At 71.8% G+C, this 21,740-nt stretch carries 17 protein-coding genes; 7 read left to right on the forward strand and 10 right to left on the reverse strand.

Annotated elements, in window-relative coordinates; genetic code table 11:
- Positions 1 to 35: 35 nt before the first annotated feature.
- The 8 genes from AB0A74_RS21355 to AB0A74_RS21390 all read right to left on the reverse strand — a co-directional run bounded on the left by AB0A74_RS21355 (position 36) and on the right by AB0A74_RS21390 (position 9,269).
- A complete protein-coding gene (locus AB0A74_RS21355; protein WP_358251807.1) occupies positions 36 to 1,241 on the reverse strand; it encodes a PP2C family protein-serine/threonine phosphatase in 1,206 nt (401 codons plus the stop codon).
- Between the two features lies 1 nt (position 1,242).
- Positions 1,243 to 1,698, reverse strand: a complete 456-nt coding sequence (locus AB0A74_RS21360) for an ATP-binding protein (protein WP_358251809.1) — start codon at positions 1,696 to 1,698, stop codon at positions 1,243 to 1,245.
- Complete coding sequence (locus AB0A74_RS21365; protein ID WP_358251811.1) at positions 1,695 to 2,009, reverse strand: STAS domain-containing protein; 315 nt, start codon at positions 2,007 to 2,009, stop codon at positions 1,695 to 1,697. The genes AB0A74_RS21360 and AB0A74_RS21365 overlap by 4 nt, the downstream gene beginning before the upstream one ends.
- A complete protein-coding gene (gene glgX / locus AB0A74_RS21370; RefSeq protein ID WP_358251813.1) occupies positions 1,948 to 4,050 on the reverse strand; it encodes a glycogen debranching protein GlgX in 2,103 nt (700 codons plus the stop codon). The genes AB0A74_RS21365 and glgX overlap by 62 nt, the downstream gene beginning before the upstream one ends.
- 4 nt (positions 4,051 to 4,054) lie before the next feature.
- Entirely contained in the window at positions 4,055 to 5,863 is a 1,809-nt protein-coding gene (locus AB0A74_RS21375) for an AGE family epimerase/isomerase (protein WP_358251815.1), read from the reverse strand.
- Entirely contained in the window at positions 5,860 to 6,519 is a 660-nt protein-coding gene (locus AB0A74_RS21380) for a DJ-1/PfpI family protein (protein WP_358251817.1), read from the reverse strand. The genes AB0A74_RS21375 and AB0A74_RS21380 overlap by 4 nt, the downstream gene beginning before the upstream one ends.
- Positions 6,520 to 6,529: 10 nt before the next feature.
- Positions 6,530 to 8,140 (reverse strand): thiamine pyrophosphate-binding protein, encoded by a 1,611-nt coding sequence (locus tag AB0A74_RS21385; protein WP_358251819.1) that lies wholly within the window; start codon positions 8,138 to 8,140, stop codon positions 6,530 to 6,532.
- Between the two features lie 304 nt (positions 8,141 to 8,444).
- Positions 8,445 to 9,269: a type 1 glutamine amidotransferase domain-containing protein gene (locus tag AB0A74_RS21390; RefSeq protein ID WP_358251821.1), complete on the reverse strand. Its 825-nt coding sequence runs from the start codon at positions 9,267 to 9,269 to the stop codon at positions 8,445 to 8,447.
- A gap of 292 nt (positions 9,270 to 9,561) precedes the next feature.
- On the opposite strand from AB0A74_RS21390, the gene AB0A74_RS21395 reads away from it, so the two are divergent.
- The 7 genes from AB0A74_RS21395 (at position 9,562) to AB0A74_RS21425 (ending at position 19,172) form a co-directional block, all read left to right on the forward strand.
- Positions 9,562 to 11,544, forward strand: a complete 1,983-nt coding sequence (locus tag AB0A74_RS21395; RefSeq protein WP_358251822.1) for a maltotransferase domain-containing protein — start codon at positions 9,562 to 9,564, stop codon at positions 11,542 to 11,544.
- A gap of 2 nt (positions 11,545 to 11,546) precedes the next feature.
- Positions 11,547 to 13,184, forward strand: coding sequence for a maltose alpha-D-glucosyltransferase (gene treS / locus AB0A74_RS21400; protein ID WP_358251824.1), 1,638 nt, complete (start codon positions 11,547 to 11,549; stop codon positions 13,182 to 13,184).
- Complete coding sequence (locus AB0A74_RS21405) at positions 13,181 to 14,440, forward strand: aminoglycoside phosphotransferase (RefSeq protein WP_358251825.1); 1,260 nt, start codon at positions 13,181 to 13,183, stop codon at positions 14,438 to 14,440. The genes treS and AB0A74_RS21405 overlap by 4 nt, the downstream gene beginning before the upstream one ends.
- Positions 14,437 to 16,488: a 1,4-alpha-glucan branching protein GlgB gene (glgB, locus tag AB0A74_RS21410; RefSeq protein WP_358251826.1), complete on the forward strand. Its 2,052-nt coding sequence runs from the start codon at positions 14,437 to 14,439 to the stop codon at positions 16,486 to 16,488. The genes AB0A74_RS21405 and glgB overlap by 4 nt, the downstream gene beginning before the upstream one ends.
- A 153-nt stretch (positions 16,489 to 16,641) precedes the next feature.
- Complete coding sequence (locus AB0A74_RS21415) at positions 16,642 to 16,809, forward strand: hypothetical protein (protein ID WP_358251828.1); 168 nt, start codon at positions 16,642 to 16,644, stop codon at positions 16,807 to 16,809.
- 73 nt (positions 16,810 to 16,882) lie between these two features.
- Complete coding sequence (locus tag AB0A74_RS21420) at positions 16,883 to 17,500, forward strand: alpha-ketoglutarate-dependent dioxygenase AlkB (RefSeq protein ID WP_358251829.1); 618 nt, start codon at positions 16,883 to 16,885, stop codon at positions 17,498 to 17,500.
- A 94-nt stretch (positions 17,501 to 17,594) separates the two neighbouring features.
- Positions 17,595 to 19,172: a cellulase family glycosylhydrolase gene (locus AB0A74_RS21425; protein ID WP_358251831.1), complete on the forward strand. Its 1,578-nt coding sequence runs from the start codon at positions 17,595 to 17,597 to the stop codon at positions 19,170 to 19,172.
- A 50-nt stretch (positions 19,173 to 19,222) separates the two neighbouring features.
- Here AB0A74_RS21425 and AB0A74_RS21430 read toward each other — a convergent pair whose 3' ends face one another.
- Both AB0A74_RS21430 and AB0A74_RS21435 read right to left on the reverse strand, forming a co-directional pair.
- Complete coding sequence (locus AB0A74_RS21430) at positions 19,223 to 19,663, reverse strand: helix-turn-helix domain-containing protein (protein WP_358251833.1); 441 nt, start codon at positions 19,661 to 19,663, stop codon at positions 19,223 to 19,225.
- 200 nt (positions 19,664 to 19,863) lie between these two features.
- Positions 19,864 to 21,528 (reverse strand): AMP-binding protein, encoded by a 1,665-nt coding sequence (locus tag AB0A74_RS21435; protein WP_358251835.1) that lies wholly within the window; start codon positions 21,526 to 21,528, stop codon positions 19,864 to 19,866.
- Positions 21,529 to 21,740 lie beyond the last annotated feature (212 nt).

Below are 21,740 nucleotides of genomic sequence, written 5' to 3' on the forward strand. Positions count from 1 at the left end.
CCTCGATCGAGTGCCGGTGGCCACCGAGCCTAGCGTTAGGGAACCATCCCTAACAACCCTCGCCGGAGCCCGAACATCGTGATGTCGTCGGACTGCTCCGCGCCCTCGACGTGCCGCCGCACCGCGTCGTCCACCGCGTCGAGCAGCTCCTCGACCGACCGGCCCGGCCCGAGGGCGCGCAGCATCGCCTCCGTCCCGAACCGGCCGCCGGCGACGTCGCGCGCCTCCACCACCCCGTCGGTGTAGGCGAACAGGGCGTCGCCGGGGTTGAGGAACACCCGCGCGGGCGCGTACTCGCTGTCGGCGGACAGGCCCAGCGCGGGACCGGTCGGGCGCAGCGGCGTGCGGGTGCCGTCCGCGCGGACCACGACCGGCGGGTTGTGGCCGCAGTTGAGGTAGACCAGGCCGCCGGACAGCGGGTCCAGGACGCCGAAGAACACCGTGGCGAAGTAGCCCTGCTTGAGGTGGTGGCCGACCAGGTAGCGGTTGGTGTCCACGACGGACTGCACCAGCGGGCCGGTGCCGAAGGCCAGCCGCGGGGACAGGTCGGAGCCGGCGGCGAGGGTCGCGGGGGTGTGCTCGGCGTTGTGCCGCAACAGGGTCCGGATCAGCGCCATGAACAGGGCCGCGCCGATCCCCTTGTCGCACACGTCGGCGACCACGAACCCGAGGCGGCGGCCGTCGAGCAGCTCGAACACGTCGTAGAAGTCGCCGGACACCATCCGCGCCGGCCGGAACCGCGCGGCCAGCTCCCAGCCGGGCGGTTTCGGCAGCACGTCGGGCAGGAAGCCGGCCTGGAGCTCGTGCGCCACGTACAGGTCGCGCTCGTACTCGCGCACGGTCTCCTCGACGGCCCGCTGCTCGCCGCGCGTGGCGAGGCGACCGCGTTCCCAGGCCGAGACGATCCGGCCGCGCAGCAGGACCGGCGAGTACGGCGGCGCGACGAACTCGAACCCGGCGCGGACGCAGGCTTCCAGCGCGCCCAGGTCGCCGTCGGCGAACACCATCGCGCCCGGCGCGCCCGCCTCGCGCGCCCGGCGGCTCAGCAGCGCGACCCGGGGCAGGCCGAGGGAGGCGGCGAGCAGCACGACGTCCGGGCGGCCGAGGTCGTCGGCGACGTCGGCGGGCTGGGCCACGGTCGCGTGGAAGCCCGCCGCCGCAAGGCCTTCGAGCAGGTCCGGGCAGGTATCGCCGACGACCAGGACGTCCCGGGTCGCCCGCTCGGCCAACGAGAGCCGCACTTCAGCCCCCGGTCCCGCGGCGGCCTCCGGCCCCCGGTTCCATCATCTCACCGGGCACCGACGATCCGGGTGTCCCGGCGGGGGCCGGTGGGCGGTGGACGACCAGGGTGGTGCGGTTGCGGTCGGCGGTGCGTTCGTAGTGCAACTCGTCCACGCCCGAGTGCGCGAGGAACAGGCCCAGGCCACCCGGCTCACGCTCGTGCGGGTCCGTGAGCACCACCGACGGGTCGTAGGAGCGCGGGTCGAAGGGAGGTGCGCAGTCCTCCACCACGACCCACACCCGGTCCTCCGCCACGCCGCCGCGCAGGAACACCCGGTCCACGCCGCCGTGGGTCACCGCGTTGGTCGCGATCTCGTCCGCGGCCAGGCGCAGCCGGTACGCCCTGGCCCGGTCCAGGCCGGCGCGGGCCGCGAGGTCGCGGACGAACGCCGCGACCCGCGGGTCCACCGCGGTCACGCCGGCTCCTGCATCACCACGCTGCGGTCGAACCCGGTCAGCCGGATCGTCTCCGCCACCTCCGGCCGCGCCCCGACCAGCACGATCTCCACGCCCCGCCCCAGGCGCTGGTGCGCGAACACCAGGCTGCGCAACCCCGCCGACGACAGGTAGGACAGTTCGTCGAGCAACAGCACCAGCCTGGTCAACGGCCGCGCGGAGACCTCCGCGATCACCCGGTTGAGCTGCCCGGCCGACTTCGCCGCCAGCTCACCGCGCAGCCGGACCGTCGCCGTCCCGTCCCACACGTGGCTCTTCGCCTCGAACGCCATCCCCGCTCACCCCTTCCGTAGTTGCGGTCAGCACGACCACCGACCGCGGCCCCAGCCGCACCGACGTCCCGGTCGGCGGCTCCTCCCCCGGCTCGTGCGCGACACCGGCCCCGGTGTCGGCGAACAGCCGCCACTCCCCCGCCGGCAGCTCGACCTCCACGCCTTCCCAGTGCGCGTTGGCCGCCACGTACACCCGGTCGCCGGCACAGCGCAGCTCCGCGGCCAGCAGGCGGCTGCCGCCGGACCAGTCGGGCCGCTCGGGCGCCACGCCGTGCCACACCACGTCCCGCCCGCCGGCGAGGTGGCCGCGCCGGCGCAGCGCCGGGTGCGCCGCCCGGAACGCGATCGCGCGCCGGGTGAACTCGACCAGCCCGCGGTTGCGCTCGACCAGGTCCCAGTCGAACCAGGACAGCTCCGAGTCGTGGCAGTACGCGTTGTTGTTGCCGCGTTGGGTGCGGCCGGCCTCGTCACCGGCCGGCAGCATCGGCACGCCCTGGCTGGTCAACAGCAGCAGCAACGTGTTGCGCACCTGCCGGTCCCGCAGCGCCAGCACGTCCGCGCGGTCGGTCGGTCCTTCCACGCCGCAGTTCCACGAGTGGTTGCCGTCGTCGCCGTCGCGACCGCCCTCGCCGTTGGCCTCGTTGTGCTTCTCGTTGTAGGACACCAGGTCGGCCAGGGTGAACCCGTCGTGCGCGGTGACGAAGTTGACCGACGCGGCGGGTTCGCGGTCGCCGTAGAGGTCCGGCGAGCCGACGAACCGGGTCGCCAACTCCCCCACCACCCCGCTGTCGCCCTTGATGAACCGCCGCAGCACGTCCCGGTAGCGGCCGTTCCACTCCGCGAAGCGCCGGTAGCCGGGGAACGTGCCGACCTGGTAGAGCCCGGCCGCGTCCCACGCCTCGGCGATGAGCTTGCAGTCGCGCAGCACGGGGTCGTTGGCCAGCGCCTCCACCAGCGGCGGGTCGGCGAGCACCCGGCCGTCCGGGCCGCGGGACAGGATCGCCGCCAGGTCGAACCGGAACCCGTCGACGTGGTACTCCGCCGCCCAGTAGCGCAGGCAGTCCAGCACGAAACCGCGCACCACGGGGTCGTTGCAGTCGACGGTGTTGCCGGTGCCGCTGAAGTTGTAGTAGCCGCCGTCGGGCGTGAGCATGTAGAACGTGCGGTTGTCCAGGCCGCGGAACGAGATCGTGGGCCCGTGCTCGTTGCCCTCGGCGGTGTGGTTGAACACCACGTCCAGCACGACCTCGATGCCCGCCCGGTGCAGCTGCTTGACCAGGTCCTTCAGCTCGCGCACCGGATCGCCCGCCGCGAAGGAGTGCTTGGGGGCGAAGAACCCGACCGTGCTGTAACCCCAGTAGTTGTACCGCCAGGTGTCGGTCGCGGGGTCGTGGCGGGAGTCGGTGAACTCGTCGAACTCGAACACCGGCATCAGCTCGACGCAGTTCACCCCCAGCCGCTTGAGGTACGGGATCTTCTCCGCCAGCCCCGCGTACGTGCCGGGGTGGGCGACGCCGGAGTTCGGGTGGCGGGTGAACCCGCGGACGTGCGCCTCGTAGACCACCAGGTCCTCCTGGGCGATGCCGGGCCGCCGGTCGCCCGCCCAGTCGAACTCGTCGCGCACCACCCGCGAGCGCCACGGCGTCGGCCCGTACCGGACCGGCCGCGCCCCCCAGACCTCCGCGCCCGCCAACGCCTTCGCGTACGGGTCGGCGAGCACCACCGACGGGTCGAACCGGTGCCCGGCGGCCGGGTCGTACGGCCCGTCCACGCGGTAGCCGTACTCGACCTCGTCGGGGTCGATGCCCAGCACGGTGATCGCCCACGCCCCGCCGACCCGGTAGTCCCGCGGGATCGGCAGCTCGGCCATCGGTTCGGCCACCCCGCGCGGGAAGAGCACGAGGGTCACGGCGGTGGCGTGGTTGGACGGCACGGCGAAGTTCACCCCGCCGGGGACCGGGGTGGCGCCGAACGGCAGCGGCCGGCCGGCGCGCACCTCGAACCCCGAGTTCCACCGCGTCGGCAGCTCCACAGTGGACATCCCGCTACCCCTCCACCGGCGCCAGGTGCGCCCGCACGGTGAGGTCCCGCGCCGACTCCGGCAGGGTCACGGTCATGGCGACCGGGTCGAACCCGGCGTGCGGCCGGCCGTCGACCTCCACCCACTCCAGCCGGGCGGACCCGGCGGGCAGGGCGTCGGGCGCGACGCGCAGCAGGCGGGAGGCGTCGGCGCGGGGCTTGAACCACAGCGTCAGCGGACCGGCGCCCATCAGGAGCCGGCTGTAGACCGTGGACAGGAACGCCAGCTCCGCCGCGTGGTACATCGACATCGAGTGGCTGCCCTTGAGCCGTTCGGTGCCCAGGAGGTACGGGTGGCCGTCGGCGAGGACGTTGAAGTAGACGCCGCCCTCGTCGTGGTCGAGGAAGAACGCGTTGTAGAACGCCGCCGCCTCGCGGCCGTGGCGCACGAACTCCTCGTCCCGGGTGGTGCCGGCCAGGACGAGGTAGGCCAGGACGGCCTGTTCCTGTTGCCACCACGCCTTGCGGTCGTGCCAGGTCAGCCGGTGGGTGTCCTGGCCGACGCCCAGCACACGCTGGACCACGTCGTACCAGCCGCCGCGCCGCCGGTCGCTGCCGTAGGCGGGCAGGGTGCGGGCGATGCGGTCGGCCAGGGTGGTGTAGGACTCCTTGGGCCGCAACGCGTTCATCCGCGTCAGGTTCCAGGCGATCTTGAGGTTGTGGCCGACCACGGCCCGGTCCTGCTGCCAGCCCCACGTCCGGTCCGGCGTCCAGTCGCCGTGGAAGCGCTCCTGCACGAACGGGCTGGTGGCGTCCGGGAAGTGCTCGACGATCAGGTCGAAGGTCTCCTCCAGCATCCGCAGGTGCCGCTCGTCGCCGGTGGCCAGGTACAGGTTGACCAGGTAGGCCGGGGCGTGGTCGCCGACGGAGTTCCAGTTCTTGCGCGACCGGTTGGGGCCCAGCGACTCGTGGTGCGGGCTGAGCAGGATCGGGTCGATGTGCGAGTAGTAGCCGCCGCGCACCGGGTCCTTGAAGAACTTCTCGAACAGCCGCAGCGTGCCGTCGATGTCGGCGGCGATGCGCGGGTCGCCGGTGATCCGGAAGGTCTGGGTCGGCCCGGCCAGCGCGTAGATCTGCTCGTAGGCGGGGATGGACCCGGCGTCGTCGGCGAACTCCGAGGCGAAGCACCGCGACTGCACGCCGTCGCGCACGTCGATCCCGTGGTACCAGTAGACGACGTCCTCGTCCCGGTCCACGAACCGCATGTTGTCGCGCAGGTACTCGGTGCCGCGCTCGGCGACGCCCAGGAAGTCCTCGTCGCCGGTGAGCATGTACGCGCTGGCCATGCCGTAGACCAGGCGCGAGACGGTGTCGGTCTCCTGGACGTGGTCGTCGGCCTTGTCCCCGCCCAGCCGCAGGATCGTGCGGTAGTCGGCGAAGTCGACCGGGTTGGCCGCGCCGAACTGGGCGTGCCGGTAGAACCGGGCCAACTCGCCCAGTTGGCGCGGCCACCAGTCGGTCTCCTCGAACCGGTAGTCCAGGCCCGGCCCGACCAGCACGACCCGCTTGGCGTCGAACGTGACGTGCCCGCGCTCGGGGTAGTACAGGCCGTGGACGAACACGTGCCGGCCGGGGGTGAGCACGTCGATCATGGGGTCGGCGACGGGGTGGGCCGCCTCGCCCAGGTTGCGGATCATCTCGGCGTGCGTGTCGCGGGTGATCCGCGCCCGGACCGGGGTGCCGTCGCTGGTGCGCAGGTCCAGCGCGCCGCGGGTGGGGTCGAAGGCCACCACGTACCCGGCGACGAGGTCGGAGAAGACGAAGTCGGCGGTCACCGCGGCGTCACCCCGATCCCGCGCAGCATCCGCTGGCGGCTGCGCATGCTGCCCACGGGGGTGCGGGCGGCGATGAGGTCGATGAGCGTGCGGGCGAACAGGTGCGCGGCGTCGGCGCTGCGGCCGGTGACGAGGTCGCCGTCGACCACCACGTCCTGGTCGGTGTAGACCGCGCCCATGTTGCGCACGTCGCCGATGAGGTTGTTGTGGCAGGTCACGCGACGGCCGGCGACGACCTCGGCGATCGGGCTCACCAGCCACATGCCGTGGCAGATGATCCCCTTGAGGACGCCGGGAGTGGCGAAGGCGCGGCGCAGGAGCTGCACGGCCGGGGCGAGGGTGGTGACGTCCTCGCTGTAGCGCAGGCGGTCCGACACCATGCCCGAGGGCACGATGACCGCGTCGTAGCGCCTGAGGCGGGCGTCGTCCACGGCCTCCAGGTCGCCGGAGACGGTCAGCGGCACCTGGTACTCGTGGCCGGTGAAGGTGATCGACTCCTGGCCCCACAGGCGGGTCAGGTACTCGATGCTCGCGCCTTCCTCGGCGAACCTGCGCTCGTAGTAGTGGATCTCCGGCTCGACGTAGTCGGTCTCCATGAGGATCGCGACCGTGCGTCCGGACAGGCGGCCGTTCTCGCGGCGGGGCAGCGTGGGCATCGTCGCGGACCTACTTCGTCACCAGGTCGACCAGGAACGGACCGGTGGCGGTGAGCATCCGCCGCACCGCGCCCGCGACCTGGCTGGGCTTCTCCACCCGCATGGCGTCCACGCCCATCGCCCGCGCGAGTTCCACGAACCCGATCTCCGGGCGGCCCAGGTCGAAGCCGGAGGGGTACTCGTGGCGGTCGATCCCGCGCTCGGACCAGTACTGCTCGATGTTGAGGTCCAGCAGCTCGTAGCGGTGGTTGTCGCAGATGACGAACTTGGCGTTGACCTGCTCGCGGGCGGCGGTCCAGAGCGCCTGGATCGTGTACATGCTGCCGCCGTCGCCGGTGAACCCGATGACCTCCGCGTCCGGGCGGGCCATCTTCGCGCCGATCGCGCCGGGGATGCCGATGCCCAGCGACCCGCCGCGGGTGGAGAAGTAGTTCCCCTTGACGCGCGGGGGCAGGTACTTGGTGAGCGCGGGCGAGGCGGTGAGCGCTTCGTCGAAGATCACGAGGTCGCTGCCGCCCTGCTCGGCCAGTTCGGCGGCGAACAGCTCCATCATCGGCGCGTTCTGCTCCGGGCGCGGGCGGCGCCACACGGCCGAGGAGCGCGCGGTGGGGCGGCGGCCGGCGGCGGTGAGCCGTTCGACCAGGCCCGCGAGGGCGTGCTTGGGGTCGGCGGCGAGGGCCACGTCCACGGGGTGGTTCTTGGCGATCTCGTAGGTGTCCAGGTCGATGTGGACGATCCGGGCGTCGGGCCGGAACGGGTTGTGCAGCGAGGGGAAGACCTCGGGGAAGACGTAGGTGCCGACGATGAGGACGGCGTCCGCGTCGGCGACGATCCCGGCGGAGCGGGCGCCGAACATGTGGCCCAGCTGTCCCTGCCAGAGGGGGTGGGTGTTGTCCATGTTGAGTTCGGAGCTGTCCACGCCCCAGACGGGTGCGTCGAGCAGTTCGGCGACGCGGGTCAGCTCGTCCTGGGCGTTGGAGACCGAGACACCGTCGCCGACGAGGATGAGGGGGTGGTAGGCGCCGGTGAGCGCTTCGGTGGCTCCGTCCAGGTCGGCGGGGACGGGGACGACGGCCTGGCTGGGGATCGTGGCGGGGACGGCGGGCTCGGTGTTCTCGGCGTCGAGGACGTCCATGGGCAGTGCGACGAAGACCGGTCCGCGCGGGGCGGTCATGGCGGTCTTGACGGCGCGGCGGAGGGTGCGGAGGAGGGAGGACGGGTGGGTGACGCGGGTGGCCCACTTGGTCACCGGCTTGGCCATCGCGACCAGGTCGGTGGCCATCTGCGAGTCCATGGCGTCATAGGCGACCCCGGCCTCGCCCGCGATGACGACCAGCGGTGAGTGGCCGCGCAGGGCCTGGTAGAGCATGCCGACGCCGTTGCCGAGGCCGACCCCGGTGTGCAACTGGACCAGCGCCGGGCCGGCGGTGGCGCGGGCGTAGCCGTCGGCCATGGCGATGGCGACGGTCTCCTGCAACGCCAGCACGTACTCGAAGCCGGGGACGCCTTCCAGGATGTCGAGGAAGCCCTCTTCGACGGTGCCGGGGTTGCCGAACATCCGGGTGAAGCCATCGGCGGCGAACTGCTCGAAGATGGCGACCTTGCCCGGCCTTGCGGTCATGGCCGTGTGTCCTTCCGATGAGTGGGTGTGCGGGCGGGGCTGGGTGGTGTGGGTGCGGGCGTCGGGGTCGGCGGGGTCGGTGCGGGGCGGCGGGGCGGGTGCGGGGGGCAGCAGGGCGGGTGCGGGGGGCAGCAGGGCGGGTGCGGAGGCGGCGGGTGGGGAGACGAACCCGCGCCCCCGCGATCCGCTGGCGCTGCTCCGCGACCCGGGGGGCACCTCGCGGACAAACCCTGCGCCCCCAGAGCCCTCGCAACCGTCCCGCCCCCGCCTCCTCCGCCCCCGACAGGCCCGGCAGCCGGCAGGCTCAGAAGCCGAAGCGGCGCAGGCCCGACTCCAGGACCTCCACCAGCTTCTCCCCCGCCGGGAACGAGTCGGGGGTCGAGCGGGCCGTGATGAAGGGGTAGTCGACGATCACCGACACCTCCTTGCCCACGTTCCCGTGGTACTGCCCGTCCGGCCCCGTGGCGTCGCGCAGGATGTACTCCAGCGGGTACGGGGGCGGGCCCATGTTGAAGTCCACGCCGATGAAGCCGGTGCCGTCCTTGTAGTCGTACTCCTTGCAGTGGCCCGTGACGTGCTTGCCCCAGATGATCGACTTGCGGTCCTCCCAGTCGCGGGCGAACGCGAGCGGGGCCACCCCGTAGCACTCGCCGACGATGGGCTTGTCCGCGCGCAGGAACGCCAGGATCAGCTCGTGCAGGCGCTCGTTGTTGGCCAGGTCCACGATCGGGCCAGAGCCGCCGACGATCACCAGGGCGTCGAACTGCTTGACGTCCTCGTCCAGGTTGGACAGTTCGCGGTTGTACGCCTCGATCTTGCGCAGGTGGTCCGGCTCGCTGAAGTACGGCCGGTCCGGGATCCACTCGGCGAGGCTGATCGGGTTGTCCAGGCGGGACGACTCGTCCAGCTCCTTGGCCGCCACCGCGACCTCCGGCGTGGTCACCGACCGGCCCAGGGGCGGGTCGATGTAGCCGGGGTCGAGGCTGGGCGGCAGGGCGCGGGCCCGCGCGCCGGTGGGCGTCGCGAAGACCGACTGGTAGCCCTGCTCGTCGAACGTGGCCACCGGGCCGAGCAGTTCCTCGCCCCAGTAACCGTATTCCGAGAGGACGATCAGAATCTTCTTCGTCATCGTTTCTCCGTGGCTGGTGGTCGACAGGGTGGTGATTCCTGCCGAGGAGAAGCTTCGCCGCCCGCACCGCCCCACAACAAGGAATCGAACGTCCTGCGCGTCCACTCCGTGCAGTAGGCGTTCGAGTTAACGCGAAAGCCCTACCAGCGACGACGCGGACACTTCGTCACCTCCGCGCACCCGGGGACAAAAACCGCTGGTCGCGGACTTTCCGAACCGATCGAGCCGCGCAAAAAACCGTTCCGACCGTGCGGCATCCTTTTGTTCGATCCCATCGGAAAGGACGGCAGCAATGTCCGGCCGAATCTATGTCGAAGATGTCACGCCGGTCGTCGCCGCAGGACGCCACCCCGCCGGAGCGGTCGTGGGCGAGCACGTCCCGGTGACGGCCGTCGTCTGGCGGGAGGGCCACGACGCGGCGGGCGCGACCGTCGTGTGGCGCGGCCCCGCCGACCGGGTGGCCCGGCACACCCGCCTGTCCCCGCTCGACCCGGGCGCGGACCGCTGGTCCGCCGCCATCACCCCCGACGCGCCCGGCCCCTGGACGTTCCGGGTGGACGCCTGGTCCGACCCGTGGGCCACCTGGGAACACGCCGTGCGCGCCAAGCTCGAAGCCGGCCGGGGCCCCGACGAACTGGCCAACGACCTGGCCACCGGCGTCGCGCTGCTGCACCGCGCCGCCGCGATCAGACGCCCCCGCGAAGAACGCGACGCGCTGCTGCACGCGGCGGCCGTGCTGGCCGACGAGTCCCTGCCACCGGGCCGGCGCACCCGGCCCGCGCTGAGCGCCACGACCGCGAAAGCCCTGTGGGAACGCCCGATCCGCGACCTGGTCACCAGGGGCGAGACCCACCACCTCCGGGTGGACCGCGAACGCGCGCTCGTCGGCTCCTGGTACGAGTTCTTCCCCCGCTCCACCGGCGGGTGGGACGCCGAGGGCAACCCGGTCCACGGCACCCTCGCCACCGCCGCCGACGCCCTGGACCGCGTCAAGGACATGGGTTTCGACGTCGTCTACCTACCGCCCATCCACCCCATCGGCGAGGTCAACCGCAAGGGCCGCAACAACTCCCTCACCGCCAAGCCCGGGGACGTGGGCTCCCCCTGGGCCATCGGCTCCCGCCACGGCGGCCACGACGCCATCCACCCCGACCTGGGCACGCCGGTCGACTTCAAGGCGTTCGTCGAACGCGCCCACGACCTCGGCCTGGAGGTCGCGATGGACCTGGCTTTGCAGTGCGCGCCCGACCACCCCTGGGTCACCGAGCACCCCGAGTGGTTCACCACCCGGCCCGACGGGACCATCGCGCACGCGGAGAACCCGCCCAAGGAGTACCAGGACATCTACCCGCTCAACTTCGACAACGACCCCGAGGGCCTGCGCGCCGAGGTCCTGCGCGTGGTCCAGCACTGGATCGACCACGGCGTCCGCATCTTCCGGGTCGACAACCCCCACACCAAGCCCCCGGACTTCTGGCACTGGCTCATCGGCCGGGTCAAGGACCGCCACCCGGACGTGGTGTTCCTGGCCGAGGCGTTCACCCGCCCGGCCCGCCTGTACGGGTTGGCGCGCCTGGGTTTCGACCAGGCCTACACCTACTTCACCTGGCGCGACACCAAAGCGGAGCTGACCGACTTCGGCCGCGAGATCACCGCCCACGCCCACGAGGCCCGCCCGAACCTGTTCGTCACCACCCCGGACATCCTGCCGACGAGCCTTCAACTCGGTCTGCCCGCGATGTCCGCCCTGCGCGCCGCCCTGGCCGCCACCCTGTCCCCGACGTGGGGCGTCTACTCGGGTTTCGAGCTGCACGAGCACCAAGCCCTCAAGGGCGAGGAGTTCCTCGACTCGGAGAAGTACGAACTGCGCCCCCGCGACTTCGCGCGCGCCCGCGCCGAGGGCCGCTCGCTGGAGCCGTGGCTGACCAAGCTCAACGCCATCCGCCGCGCCCACCCGGCCCTCCGACAACTGCGCGAACTGACCTTCCACGACGTCGACGACGACGCCCTCATCGCCTACTCCAAGACCGACCCGGCCACCGGCGACACCGTCGTCTGCGTCGTCACCCTCGACCCCCGCACACCCCGGGAAGGCACGCTGCGCCTGGACCTGACCGCACTGCGCCTGCCGGACCGCTTCCCCGCCCACGACGAGGTGACCGGCCAGACCTGGCGCTGGGGCGCGGAGAACTACGTCCGGCTGGACCCCGCCACCGCCGTGGCGCACATCGTCGACGTCGGCCGCCCCGCACGTCGCCCGTCGGAAGGAGCCTGACCGTGTCGGACTGGTTCAAGCGCGCGGTGTTCTACGAGGTGCTGGTCAGCGCGTTCGCCGACGCCGACGGCGACGGCATCGGCGACCTCGCGGGCCTGGAGTCCAGGCTGGACTACCTGGAGTGGCTCGGCGTGGACTGCCTGTGGCTGCCGCCCTTCTACGCCTCCCCGATGAACGACGGCGGCTACGACATCAGCGACTTCCGGGCCGTGCGCCCCGAATTCGGCGACCTGCACGACTTCGTCGCCCTGCTGGACTCCGCGCACCGCCGCGGCATGAAGGTCATCACCGACCTGGTCATGAACCACACCTCGGCGGAACACCCGTGGTTCCAGGAGTCGCGGCGCGACCCGAACGGACCGTTCGGCGACTTCTACGTGTGGAGCGACACCGACCAGCGCTACGACGACACCCGGATCATCTTCGTCGACACCGAGAAGTCCAACTGGACCTGGGACGCCGAGCGCGGCCAGTTCTACTGGCACCGGTTCTTCTCCCACCAGCCCGACCTCAACTACGACAACCCGGCCGTGCGCCAGGCGATGCTCGACGTCCTGCGGTTCTGGCTGGACCTGGGCATCGACGGGTTCCGCCTGGATGCCGTGCCCTACCTGTTCGAGCGCGACGGCACCAACTGCGAGAACCTGCCCGAGACGCACGACTTCCTCAAACTGGTGCGCAAGGTCGTCGACGACGAGTACCCCGGCCGGGTCCTGCTCGCCGAGGCCAACCAGTGGCCCGCCGACGTCGCCCACTACTTCGGCGACCCCAGGGTCGGCGGCGACGAGTGCCACATGGCGTTCCACTTCCCGCTCATGCCGAGGCTGTTCATGGCCCTGCGCAAGGAGTCCGCGCTGCCCGTGTCGGAGATCCTCGCCCGCACCCCCGACATCCCGGCCGGCGCCCAGTGGGGCATCTTCCTGCGCAACCACGACGAGCTGACCCTGGAAATGGTCAGCGACGAAGAACGCGACTACATGTACGCCGAATACGCCCCCGACCCGCGCATGAAAGCCAACGTCGGCATCCGCCGCCGCCTCGCCCCGCTCCTGGACAACGACCGCGGCCGGCACGAACTGCTCACCGCGCTCCTGCTGTCGTTACCCGGCTCGCCGGTCCTGTACTACGGCGACGAGATCGGCATGGGCGACAACATCTGGCTGAAAGACCGCGACGGCGTCCGCACCCCCATGCAGTGGACCCCCGACCGCAACGCCGGGTTCTCCACCGCCGACCCCGGCAAGCTGTGCCTGCCCGTGGTCAGCGACGCCGTCTACGGCTACCAGGCGGTCAACGTCGAGGCCCAACTCTCCCACCGCGCCTCCCTGCTGCACTGGACCCGCGACCTGCTCGCCGTGCGCCGCCAGGAGGAGGCCTTCGGGCTCGGCGCGTTCCGCGAGGTCGACGTCGACAACACCGCCGCCTTCGCCTACCTGCGCGAACACGGCGACACCACCCTGCTGTGCGTCTTCAACTTCTCCCCCCACCCGCAGCCGGTCGAGATCAAGCTGCGCGGCCTCGACGGCCTGGTCCCGGTCGAGCTGACCGGCGGCGCGCGCTTCCCCCGCGTCACCGCGGAGCGCCACCAGCTCACCCTGCCCGGCCACGGCTTCTACTGGTTCCGCCTGGAGGCGTCATGAACACCGCGGTCTCCACCACCACGGCGCTGGCCGACTGGCTGGTCCGGCAGCGCTGGTACGCGGGCACCCGCGCCGCAGCCGTCCACGTCGAGCGCGTCACCACCCTCGTCCACGGCGACCCGGCCCTGCTGCACCTGCTGGTCGCCGCCGACGGCGAGCGCTACCAGCTCCTGCTCGGCCACCGCGCCACCCTGCCCGACGAGTTGGCCCACGCGCGGATCGGCGACACCCCCGACGGCGCGCTCTACGCGGCCACCCACGACACCGGACTGCTGACCCGGCTGCTGGGCGCGCTGCGCGACCGGTCGGGCGGCCCCGGCCCGGCGTTCGACCCCGAACCCGGCGCGCACGTCGTCCCCGGCCTGCCCGCCCGCGTCCTCGACGCCGAGCAGAGCAACACCTCGCTGGTCCTCGGCGACCGGCACATCCTCAAGCTGTTCCGCCGCGTCCAACCCGGCCCGCACCCCGACGTCGAGCTGCACCGCGCCCTGCACGACGTGGGCGCGCAGCACGTCGCCCGCCTCCAGGGCACGGTCACCACCCACCTCGACGGCGTCCCCACCGCGCTGGGCGTCCTCCAGGAGTACCTGCCCGACTGCCGCGACGGCTGGACCCTGGCCACCACCGGCGACCGCGCCGCGTTCGTGCCCGAGGCCGCCGAACTCGGCCGCGCCGTCGCCCGCGTGCACGCCGACCTGGCCCGCGCGTTCGGCGCGCGCAACCCCGCGGTCAGCGACCTGCACGACACCGCCGACCGCCTCCACCTGCGACTGACCACCCTCGGCGGCCCCGAACTCGCGCCGCACGAACCCGCCATCCGGGCCGCCTACGACCGCCTGCGCACCCTGCCCGGACCGTTCGTCCTGCAACGCGTGCACGGCGACCTGCACCTGGGCCAAGCCCTGCGCGCCGACGGCCGGTGGACGATCATCGACTTCGAAGGCGAACCCGGCCGCCCCCTGGAGGAGCGCAACGCGCCCCGCCACGCCCTCCAGGACGTCGCCACCATGCTGCGCTCGTTCGACTACGCCGCCCACCACGGCGACCCGGACCCGCGGTGGGCCGACCGGCTGCGCGAGGCGTTCTGCGCCGGCTACGCCGCCGTCCTGGACGACCCGCACGACCACCCCGTGCTGCTGCACGCGCTGGAACTGGACAAAGCCGTCTACGAAGTCGCCTACGAACGCGCCCACCGCCCCGACTGGGTCGGCATCCCGCTCGGCGCGATCACCCGCATCCTGGACGGTGCCGCATGACCACGCTGGAGGACACCGACCGGCTCGTCGTCGGCGACCACCCCGACCCGCACTCCGTGCTCGGCGCCCACCCCGCCGGGCCCGACACCGCCATCCACACGCTCCAGCCCGGCGCTTCCACCGTCCACGCGCTGGTCGACGGGCGAACCTTCCCGCTGGACCCGGTCGGGCACGGCCTGTTCGCCGGCATCGTGCCCGGCCACGTCCACGACCACCGGCTCCTGGTCGACGGCGAAGTCCGCGACGACCCCTACCGGTACCCGCCCACGCTGTCCGACGTGGACGTGGAGCTGGTGGCGCGCGGCGAACACCCCCGCCTGTGGGAGGTGCTCGGCGCCCACCCCCGCGACGGCGGCGTGGCGTTCGCGGTGTGGGCGCCGGGCGCGCGGGGCGTGCGGGTCGCGGGCGACTTCGACCACTGGTCCGGCCGCGGCACACCCCTGCGCGACCTCGGCGGCGGCGTGTGGGAGGTGTTCGTGCCGGGCGTGCGACCGGGCTGCCGGTACAAGTTCCGCGTCCTCGGCGCGGACGGCACGTGGCACGAGCACGCCGACCCCCTCGCGTTCGCCACCGAGGTCCCGCCCGCCAACGCCTCCGTCGTCACCGCCACCCGGCACCGGTGGCACGACGCCGAGTGGCTCGCCCGTCGCGCCACGGTCAACGGGACGTCCGCGCCGATCAGCATCTACGAGGTGCACCTCGGGTCGTGGCGGGCCGGACTGTCCTACCAGGACCTCGCCGTCGAACTCGGCGACTACGTGCAGGACACGGGGTTCACGCACGTCGAGTTCCTGCCGGTCACCGAGCACCCGTTCAGCGGGTCGTGGGGCTACCAGACCACGTCGTACTTCGCGCCCACCGCGCGGTTCGGCACCCCCGACGACTTCCGGTTCCTGGTGGACCACCTGCACTCGCTCGGCATCGGCGTCATCCTCGACTGGGTCCCCGCCCACTTCCCCCGCGACGCCTGGGCCCTGGCCCGGTTCACCGGCGCCCCGCTCTACGAGCACCCCGACCCGAGGCGCGGCGAACACCCCGACTGGGGCACGCTGATCTTCGACCTCGACCGGCCGCAGGTGCGGAACTTCCTGCTCTCCTCGGCGCTGTACTGGCTGGAGGAGTTCCACCTCGACGGGCTGCGCGTGGACGCCGTCGCCTCGATGCTCTACCTCGACTACTCGCGCACCGACTGGCTGCCCAACGCGTTCGGCGGCCGGGAGAACCTGGAGGCGGTCGAGTTCCTGCGCACCCTGAACGCCACCGTGCGCGACCGCGTGCCCGGGGCGCTGGTCTTCGCCGAGGAGTCCACCACCTGGCCCGGCGTGACCGCCGACGACGGCCTCGGGTTCGGGCTCAAGTGGAACATGGGCTGGATGCACGACACCCTGCGCTACTTCCGGCACGACCCGGTGCACCGCGCGGGCGCGCACACGGGCCTGACCCACACGTTCGACTACGCGTGGAGCGAGCGGTACGTCCTGCCGCTGTCCCACGACGAGGTCGTGCACGGCAAGGGGTCGCTGTGGCAGCGGATGCCCGGCGACAACCGGCGCAAAGCCGCCGGCGTCCGCGCCCTGCTGGCCTACCAGTGGGCGCACCCGGGCAAGAAACTGCTGTTCATGGGCGGCGAGTTCGGACAGCCGCACGAGTGGAACGCCGACGGGTCCCTGCCGTGGTCGCTGCCCGCCTCCGACGGCCCGCACCGGGGCGTCCAACGCCTGGTGGCGGACCTGAACGCGCTCTACCGGACCTCCCCCGCCCTGCACACCCTCGACCACTCGCCCGACGGGTTCGCCCTCCTGGTCTCCGACGCGTCGGCGAACGTGCTGGCGTTCCGGCGGGTGGGGGCGGACGGGTCGCAGGTGGTGTGCGCGGCGAACTTCTCCGGGGTCGCGCTGCCCGGCTACCGGCTGCCGCTGACCGGCACCTGGCGGGAGGTGCTCACCACCGACGCCCTGGCGTACGGCGGCGAGGGCGTGGTCAACGGCGTTGTCGAAGGCGTGCTCGACCTGCCCGCGAGCGGGGTGGTGTGGCTGACCCCGGCGTGACCGCCGCCGGGAGGACCGCCCGTTCGGCCGCACCCGGCGCCCGCCGCCGGGTGCGGCATTGCTCCGGTCGGGATTGATCCTTTTCGCGACCCTGGCCGTAACTCTCTGGGCAGGCGCGTGTAGCTTGCGCGGGAAAGGGGTAAAGGACGGCCCATGAGCAGCACACCGATCTACGACGAGCTGGCCGCGATCCTGCTCGTCGACCAGCCGGTTACCACCAAGGACGCCGGTCAAACCGCCGCGCCCGAAACCGACCGGGCCGAGGACGGGAAGCCGGCCCGCACCGGCGGCCGGCGGCGCAAGCCGGAACCGGACGTCTGAGCTTTTATTCCACACTGAAGTTATTGAGCGAATAAAACTCGAACACCCGTTCGATCCGGGTTAAGCTCCGCGCATGCAGGTCTCGTTGTTCGACACCGGCGCGGAGCCCGTCGGGCTGCGCCCGCTGACCGGGATCCGCCGGACGACGTTGAGCGCCGGCGCGTGGGTGGACGTGCTGCCCGGCTGGCTGACCGGCGCGGACGAGGTGTTCCAGCGCCTGGTGTCCGAGGTCCCGTGGCGCGCGGAGCGCCGGCAGATGTACGAGCGCGTGGTCGACGTGCCCAGGCTGCTGTGCTTCTACGACGAGGACGCGGCCTTCCCCCACCCGGTGCTGACCGAGGCCCGCGACACCCTGTCCGAGTGGTACGGGCCGGAGCTGCGCGAACCCTTCCGCACCGCCGGCCTGTGCTACTACCGGGACGGCCGGGACAGCGTGGCGTGGCACGGCGACACCATCGGCCGAGGCAGCCGCGAGGACACCATGGTCGCGATTGTGTCGGTCGGGACGCCCCGCGCGTTGATGCTGCGCCCGCGCGGCGGCGGCGAGACCCTCCGCTACGCCCTGGGCCACGGCGACCTGATCGTCATGGGCGGCAGCTGCCAGCGCACGTGGGAACACGCGATCCCGAAGACCTCGAAGGCCGTCGGCCCCCGCATCAGCGTCCAGTTCCGCCCCCGCGGCGTCCGCTGACCACTCGCCGACCACTCCTTGACACCGTCCCCACCGCCACTACGCTCCGTCTGGGAGCGCTCCCAGATCCCTCGGCAGCTCAAAGGAGAGCGGTATGCGGCATCGGAGAACGGTCTTGGGCGCACTCGCCGCGGCGGCGGTGGCCGTCGCGGGCGTGGTCGTCTCGGTGGGCACGGAGCAGGTCGCGTCCGCCGCCACCGGGTACCTGCGGACCAGCGGCAACAAGATCGTCGACAGCGCGGGCACCCCCGTCCGCCTGACCGGCATCAACTGGTTCGGCATGGAGACCGACAACAAGACCTTCCACGGCCTGTGGTCCAACCGCACGTGGAAGCAGCAGCTCGACCAGATGGCCCAGCTCGGCTACAACACCCTCCGCGTCCCGTTCTCCAACGACGCGCTCAAGCCCGACGCGAAGGCCAGCGGCGTCAACGACTTCGTCAACCCCGACCTGGTCGGCCTGTCCCCGCTGCAGATCCTGGACAAGGTCATCGGCTACGCCGGCGAGAAGGGCATGCGCGTCATCCTCGACCGCCACCGCCCGACCAGCGCCGGCCAGAGCGCCCTGTGGTACACCGCGACCGTGCCCGAGTCCACGTGGATCGAGGACTGGAAGGCCCTCGCCCGCCGGTACGCCGGCAACCCCACGGTGATCGGCGCGGACCTGCACAACGAGCCGCACGCCGAGGGCACCAACCCCAACGCGACCGGCGCGTGCTGGGGCTGCGGCGACACCGCGCGCGACTGGCGGCTGGCCGCCGAACGGGCGGGCAACGCGATCCTGTCCGTGCAGCCGGACTGGCTGATCTTCGTCGAGGGCGTGTCCTGCCCCAGCGGCGGCCTGTCCAACGTCTGGGACAACGACCCGTCCAACGACGAGGACTGCGGCTGGTGGGGCGGCAACCTGTCCAAGGCGGGCGAGTTCCCGGTGCGGCTGTCCGTGCCCGACCGGCTGGTCTACTCGCCGCACGAGTACGCGACCTCGGTCTACCGGCAGAAGTGGTTCGACGCGCCGGAGTACCCGGCCAACATGCCCGCGATCTGGGACAAGTACTGGGGCTACCTCTACAAGAACAACGTCGCCCCGATCATGATGGGCGAGTTCGGCAGCACGCTGGCCGACCCGAAGGACAAGGTGTGGCTGGAGAACCTGATGGCCTACACGGGCTCGGGCGTCAACGGCATGTCGTTCACCTACTGGTCGTGGAACCCGAACTCCGGTGACACGGGCGGCATCGTCGGCGACGACTGGACCACGGTCAACCAGGCCAAGCAGTCGATCCTCCAGCCGTACCTGATCCCGCCGACCGGCGGCGCCACCACCACGACCACCACCACGAAGACCGACCAGCCGCCGCCGGGCGCGTGCCGGGCGGCGTGGAAGCAGGACAACGCGTGGCAGGGCGGCTTCCAGGGCTCGCTGACGGTGACCAACACCGGCGCGTCCGCGGTGACGCCGTGGAAGGTGGTCTTCACCCTGCCCGCGGGCGTGACCATCGCCAGCGGCTGGAACGGCGCGTTCAGCCAGTCCGGCACGACGGTCACGGTCACCGCGCCGTCCTACAGCCCGTCGCTGCCGGCGGGCGGGTCGGTCGCGCTGGGCTTCACCGCCAACGGCCCCTCGGGCGCGCCCACCGGCGTGACCCTCGGCGGAGCGGCCTGCGGCGTGTGAACGGGCGCCGGGCGGTGGCACCGTCCCCCGCCACCGCCCGGCACCGCCGCTCAGACCTCCCGCGTGACCACCTCGGTGGGCGCGACCGACCCCCGGCAGTCCCGACAGGTCAGCCGGACGTCCACCGCGCCGCCGCACCCCGCGTGCTCGGCCACCACCGGCGGGCCGCTCTCGTCGCCCAGGTGCCGGTCGCCCCACTCCATCAGCGCCAGCAGCACGGGCATCAGCTCACGCCCCTTGGCGGTCAGCCGGTACTCGTGGCGTGGCGGGCGGTCCTGGTAGCGGACGCGGTCCAGGACGCCGTGGCGCACCAGGGTCCCCAGCCGGTCGCTGAGCACGTTGCGCGCGATGGGCAGGCTGTCCAGGAACCCGTCGAACCGGGTCACCCCGCGCGCCGCGTCGCGCACGATCAGCAGGGTCCACCGCTCGCCCACCACTTCCAGCGTTCGGGCGATCGAGCAGGTCTGACCGTCGTACGTGCGTCGGAGCATTCGCGCATGATAAGTCCGGGTGCCGCGTGGATGAGCCGGGACCAGCCCATCCACGCGGCACCTCAAGCGGTGCCGGCCGGCCGACACCACCGGCGCCCGCCCGCCTCGGGTCTGGGGGTCCCCGGCTGGGCGGCGCACGCCGGGAACCTACCGGGCCTTGGTCCTAAAAGGCAACCAACAGCTACGTGAGCCGTACTCGCTCAGCCCTTCAACGAAGGGAAGTCCTCCTCGCGGTACTCCCCCGGCACCCGCTCGCCGGTCTCCCGCCCGCGCAACTCCACCCGCCGGATCTTCCCCGAAATCGTCTTCGGCAGGTCGGTGAACTGGACCCGGCGCACCCGTTTGTACGGGGCGAGGTTCTCCCGGGCGTGCCGCAGGATCGACAACGCGGTCCCCTCGTCCGCCGCGAACCCGGCCGCGAGCACCACGTAGGCCTTCGGCACCGCCAACCGCACCGGGTCCGGCGACGGCACCACCGCCGCCTCCGCCACCGCTTCGTGCTCCAGCAGGACGCTCTCCAGCTCGAACGGCGAGATGCGGTAGTCCGAGGCCTTGAAGACGTCGTCCGTGCGGCCCACGTAGGTGATGTAGCCGTCTTCGTCCACCGAGCCGACGTCCCCGGTGTGGTAGTAGCCGTCCCGCATGACCTCGGCGGTGCGCTCGGGGTCGCCGTGGTAGCCGGCCATCAGGCCCAGCGGGCGGTGCGCCAGGTCCAGGCAGATCTCCCCTTCGGCGCCCGGCCGCCCGGTCACGGGGTCCACGAGCACGACGGGGTACCCCGGGACCGGCCGCCCCATCGACCCGGCCTTGACCGGCTGCCCCGGCGTGTTGGCGATCTGCACGGTCGTCTCGGTCTGCCCGAACCCGTCCCGGATCGTCACACCCCACGCCGAGCGCACCTGGTCGATCACCTCGGGGTTGAGCGGTTCGCCCGCGCCGACGACCTTGCGCGGCGGCGTCTTCAATGCCGTCAGGTCGGCCTGGATCAACATCCGCCACACCGTGGGCGGCGCGCAGAAACTCGTCACGCCGCAACGGTCCATCTCGGACATGAGCCGAACGGGATCGAACCGGGAGTAGTTGTAGACGAACACGGTCGCCTCGGCGTTCCAGGGGGCGAAAACGTTGCTCCAGGCATGCTTGGCCCAGCCAGGCGAAGAGATGTTCAGGTGGACGTCCCCCGGCTCCAGCCCGATCCAGTACATCGTGGACAGATGCCCGACGGGGTACGAGACGTGCGTGTGCTCCACGAGCTTGGGACGCGCCGTCGTGCCGGAAGTGAAGTACAGCAACAAGGTGTCGTCAGCCCGGGTGACCCCGTCAGCCGCGAAGTCGACCGACGCACCCGCACTCTCCCCGTAATCGAGCCACCCCTCCCGCGCCCCCACCGAAATCCGCGTGTAATCCCCGGGCACCTCGTCGAACTTGACCGCATCCCCCGCCCCCACGACAACGTGCCGCGCACCCCCGCGCTCGACCCGGTCACGCAGATCAGCCGGCGCGAGAAGCGTGGTGGCCGGGATGACCACCGCCCCGAGCTTCATCGCCGCCAACAGCACTTCCCACAACTCCACCCGGTTCCCCAGCATGAGGACCACTCGATCCCCACGCCGAACCCCCCGCTCCCGCAACCAGTTCGCAACCTGGTTCGACCGCCGGGACAACTCGGCGAACGACCACCGCCCCTCCCGCCCGTCCTCCTCGACGATCCAGAGGGCAACCCCGTCGTTGCCGCGCGCGATCTCGTCGAACCAGTCCAGCGCCCAATTGAACTCACGCAGGTCAGGCCACACGAACCCCGCACGGGCCACGGCATAGTCGGTCAAGTGGGCCAACAGGAAGTCCCGGGCGTCACGAAAGCTCATCACCCAACCCTCCACCCCACCCACCAACACAACCACCCCCATCTGGAGGGGCGTTTTCAAGTTCTTGAAGGGCTATCAGCCACAGGAAGGGCCTCGGTTCGTTCCCCGTACGGCCTGGGCGCAGCCCAACCACGCTTTGGTCTTCTCCGCAACCAGCTTTTCCGGTTGCGGAGAAGACCAAAGCGTGGTTGCCTCCGGCAGGCCGTACGGGG

This window comes from Saccharothrix sp. NPDC042600, assembly GCF_040647305.1.
In the GTDB taxonomy this organism is placed as follows: Bacteria; Actinomycetota; Actinomycetes; order Mycobacteriales; family Pseudonocardiaceae; genus Actinosynnema; species Actinosynnema mutabilis.

Excerpts from the sequence above, each read along its gene's own strand:
- AB0A74_RS21365 (WP_358251811.1), bottom strand. The coding sequence starts at position 2,009 with ATGGCGTTCGAGGCGAAGAGCCACGTGTGGGACGGGACGGCGACGGTC.
- glgX (WP_358251813.1), bottom strand. The coding sequence starts at position 4,050 with ATGTCCACTGTGGAGCTGCCGACGCGGTGGAACTCGGGGTTCGAGGTG.
- AB0A74_RS21380 (WP_358251817.1), bottom strand. The coding sequence starts at position 6,519 with ATGCCCACGCTGCCCCGCCGCGAGAACGGCCGCCTGTCCGGACGCACG.
- AB0A74_RS21385 (WP_358251819.1), bottom strand. The coding sequence starts at position 8,140 with ATGACCGCAAGGCCGGGCAAGGTCGCCATCTTCGAGCAGTTCGCCGCC.
- AB0A74_RS21390 (WP_358251821.1), bottom strand. The coding sequence starts at position 9,269 with ATGACGAAGAAGATTCTGATCGTCCTCTCGGAATACGGTTACTGGGGC.
- AB0A74_RS21395 (WP_358251822.1), top strand. The coding sequence starts at position 9,562 with ATGTCCGGCCGAATCTATGTCGAAGATGTCACGCCGGTCGTCGCCGCA.
- AB0A74_RS21405 (WP_358251825.1), top strand. The coding sequence starts at position 13,181 with ATGAACACCGCGGTCTCCACCACCACGGCGCTGGCCGACTGGCTGGTC.
- glgB (WP_358251826.1), top strand. The coding sequence starts at position 14,437 with ATGACCACGCTGGAGGACACCGACCGGCTCGTCGTCGGCGACCACCCC.
- AB0A74_RS21415 (WP_358251828.1), top strand. The coding sequence starts at position 16,642 with ATGAGCAGCACACCGATCTACGACGAGCTGGCCGCGATCCTGCTCGTC.
- AB0A74_RS21420 (WP_358251829.1), top strand. The coding sequence starts at position 16,883 with ATGCAGGTCTCGTTGTTCGACACCGGCGCGGAGCCCGTCGGGCTGCGC.
- AB0A74_RS21425 (WP_358251831.1), top strand. The coding sequence starts at position 17,595 with ATGCGGCATCGGAGAACGGTCTTGGGCGCACTCGCCGCGGCGGCGGTG.
- AB0A74_RS21430 (WP_358251833.1), bottom strand. The coding sequence starts at position 19,663 with ATGCTCCGACGCACGTACGACGGTCAGACCTGCTCGATCGCCCGAACG.
- AB0A74_RS21435 (WP_358251835.1), bottom strand. The coding sequence starts at position 21,528 with ATGAGCTTTCGTGACGCCCGGGACTTCCTGTTGGCCCACTTGACCGAC.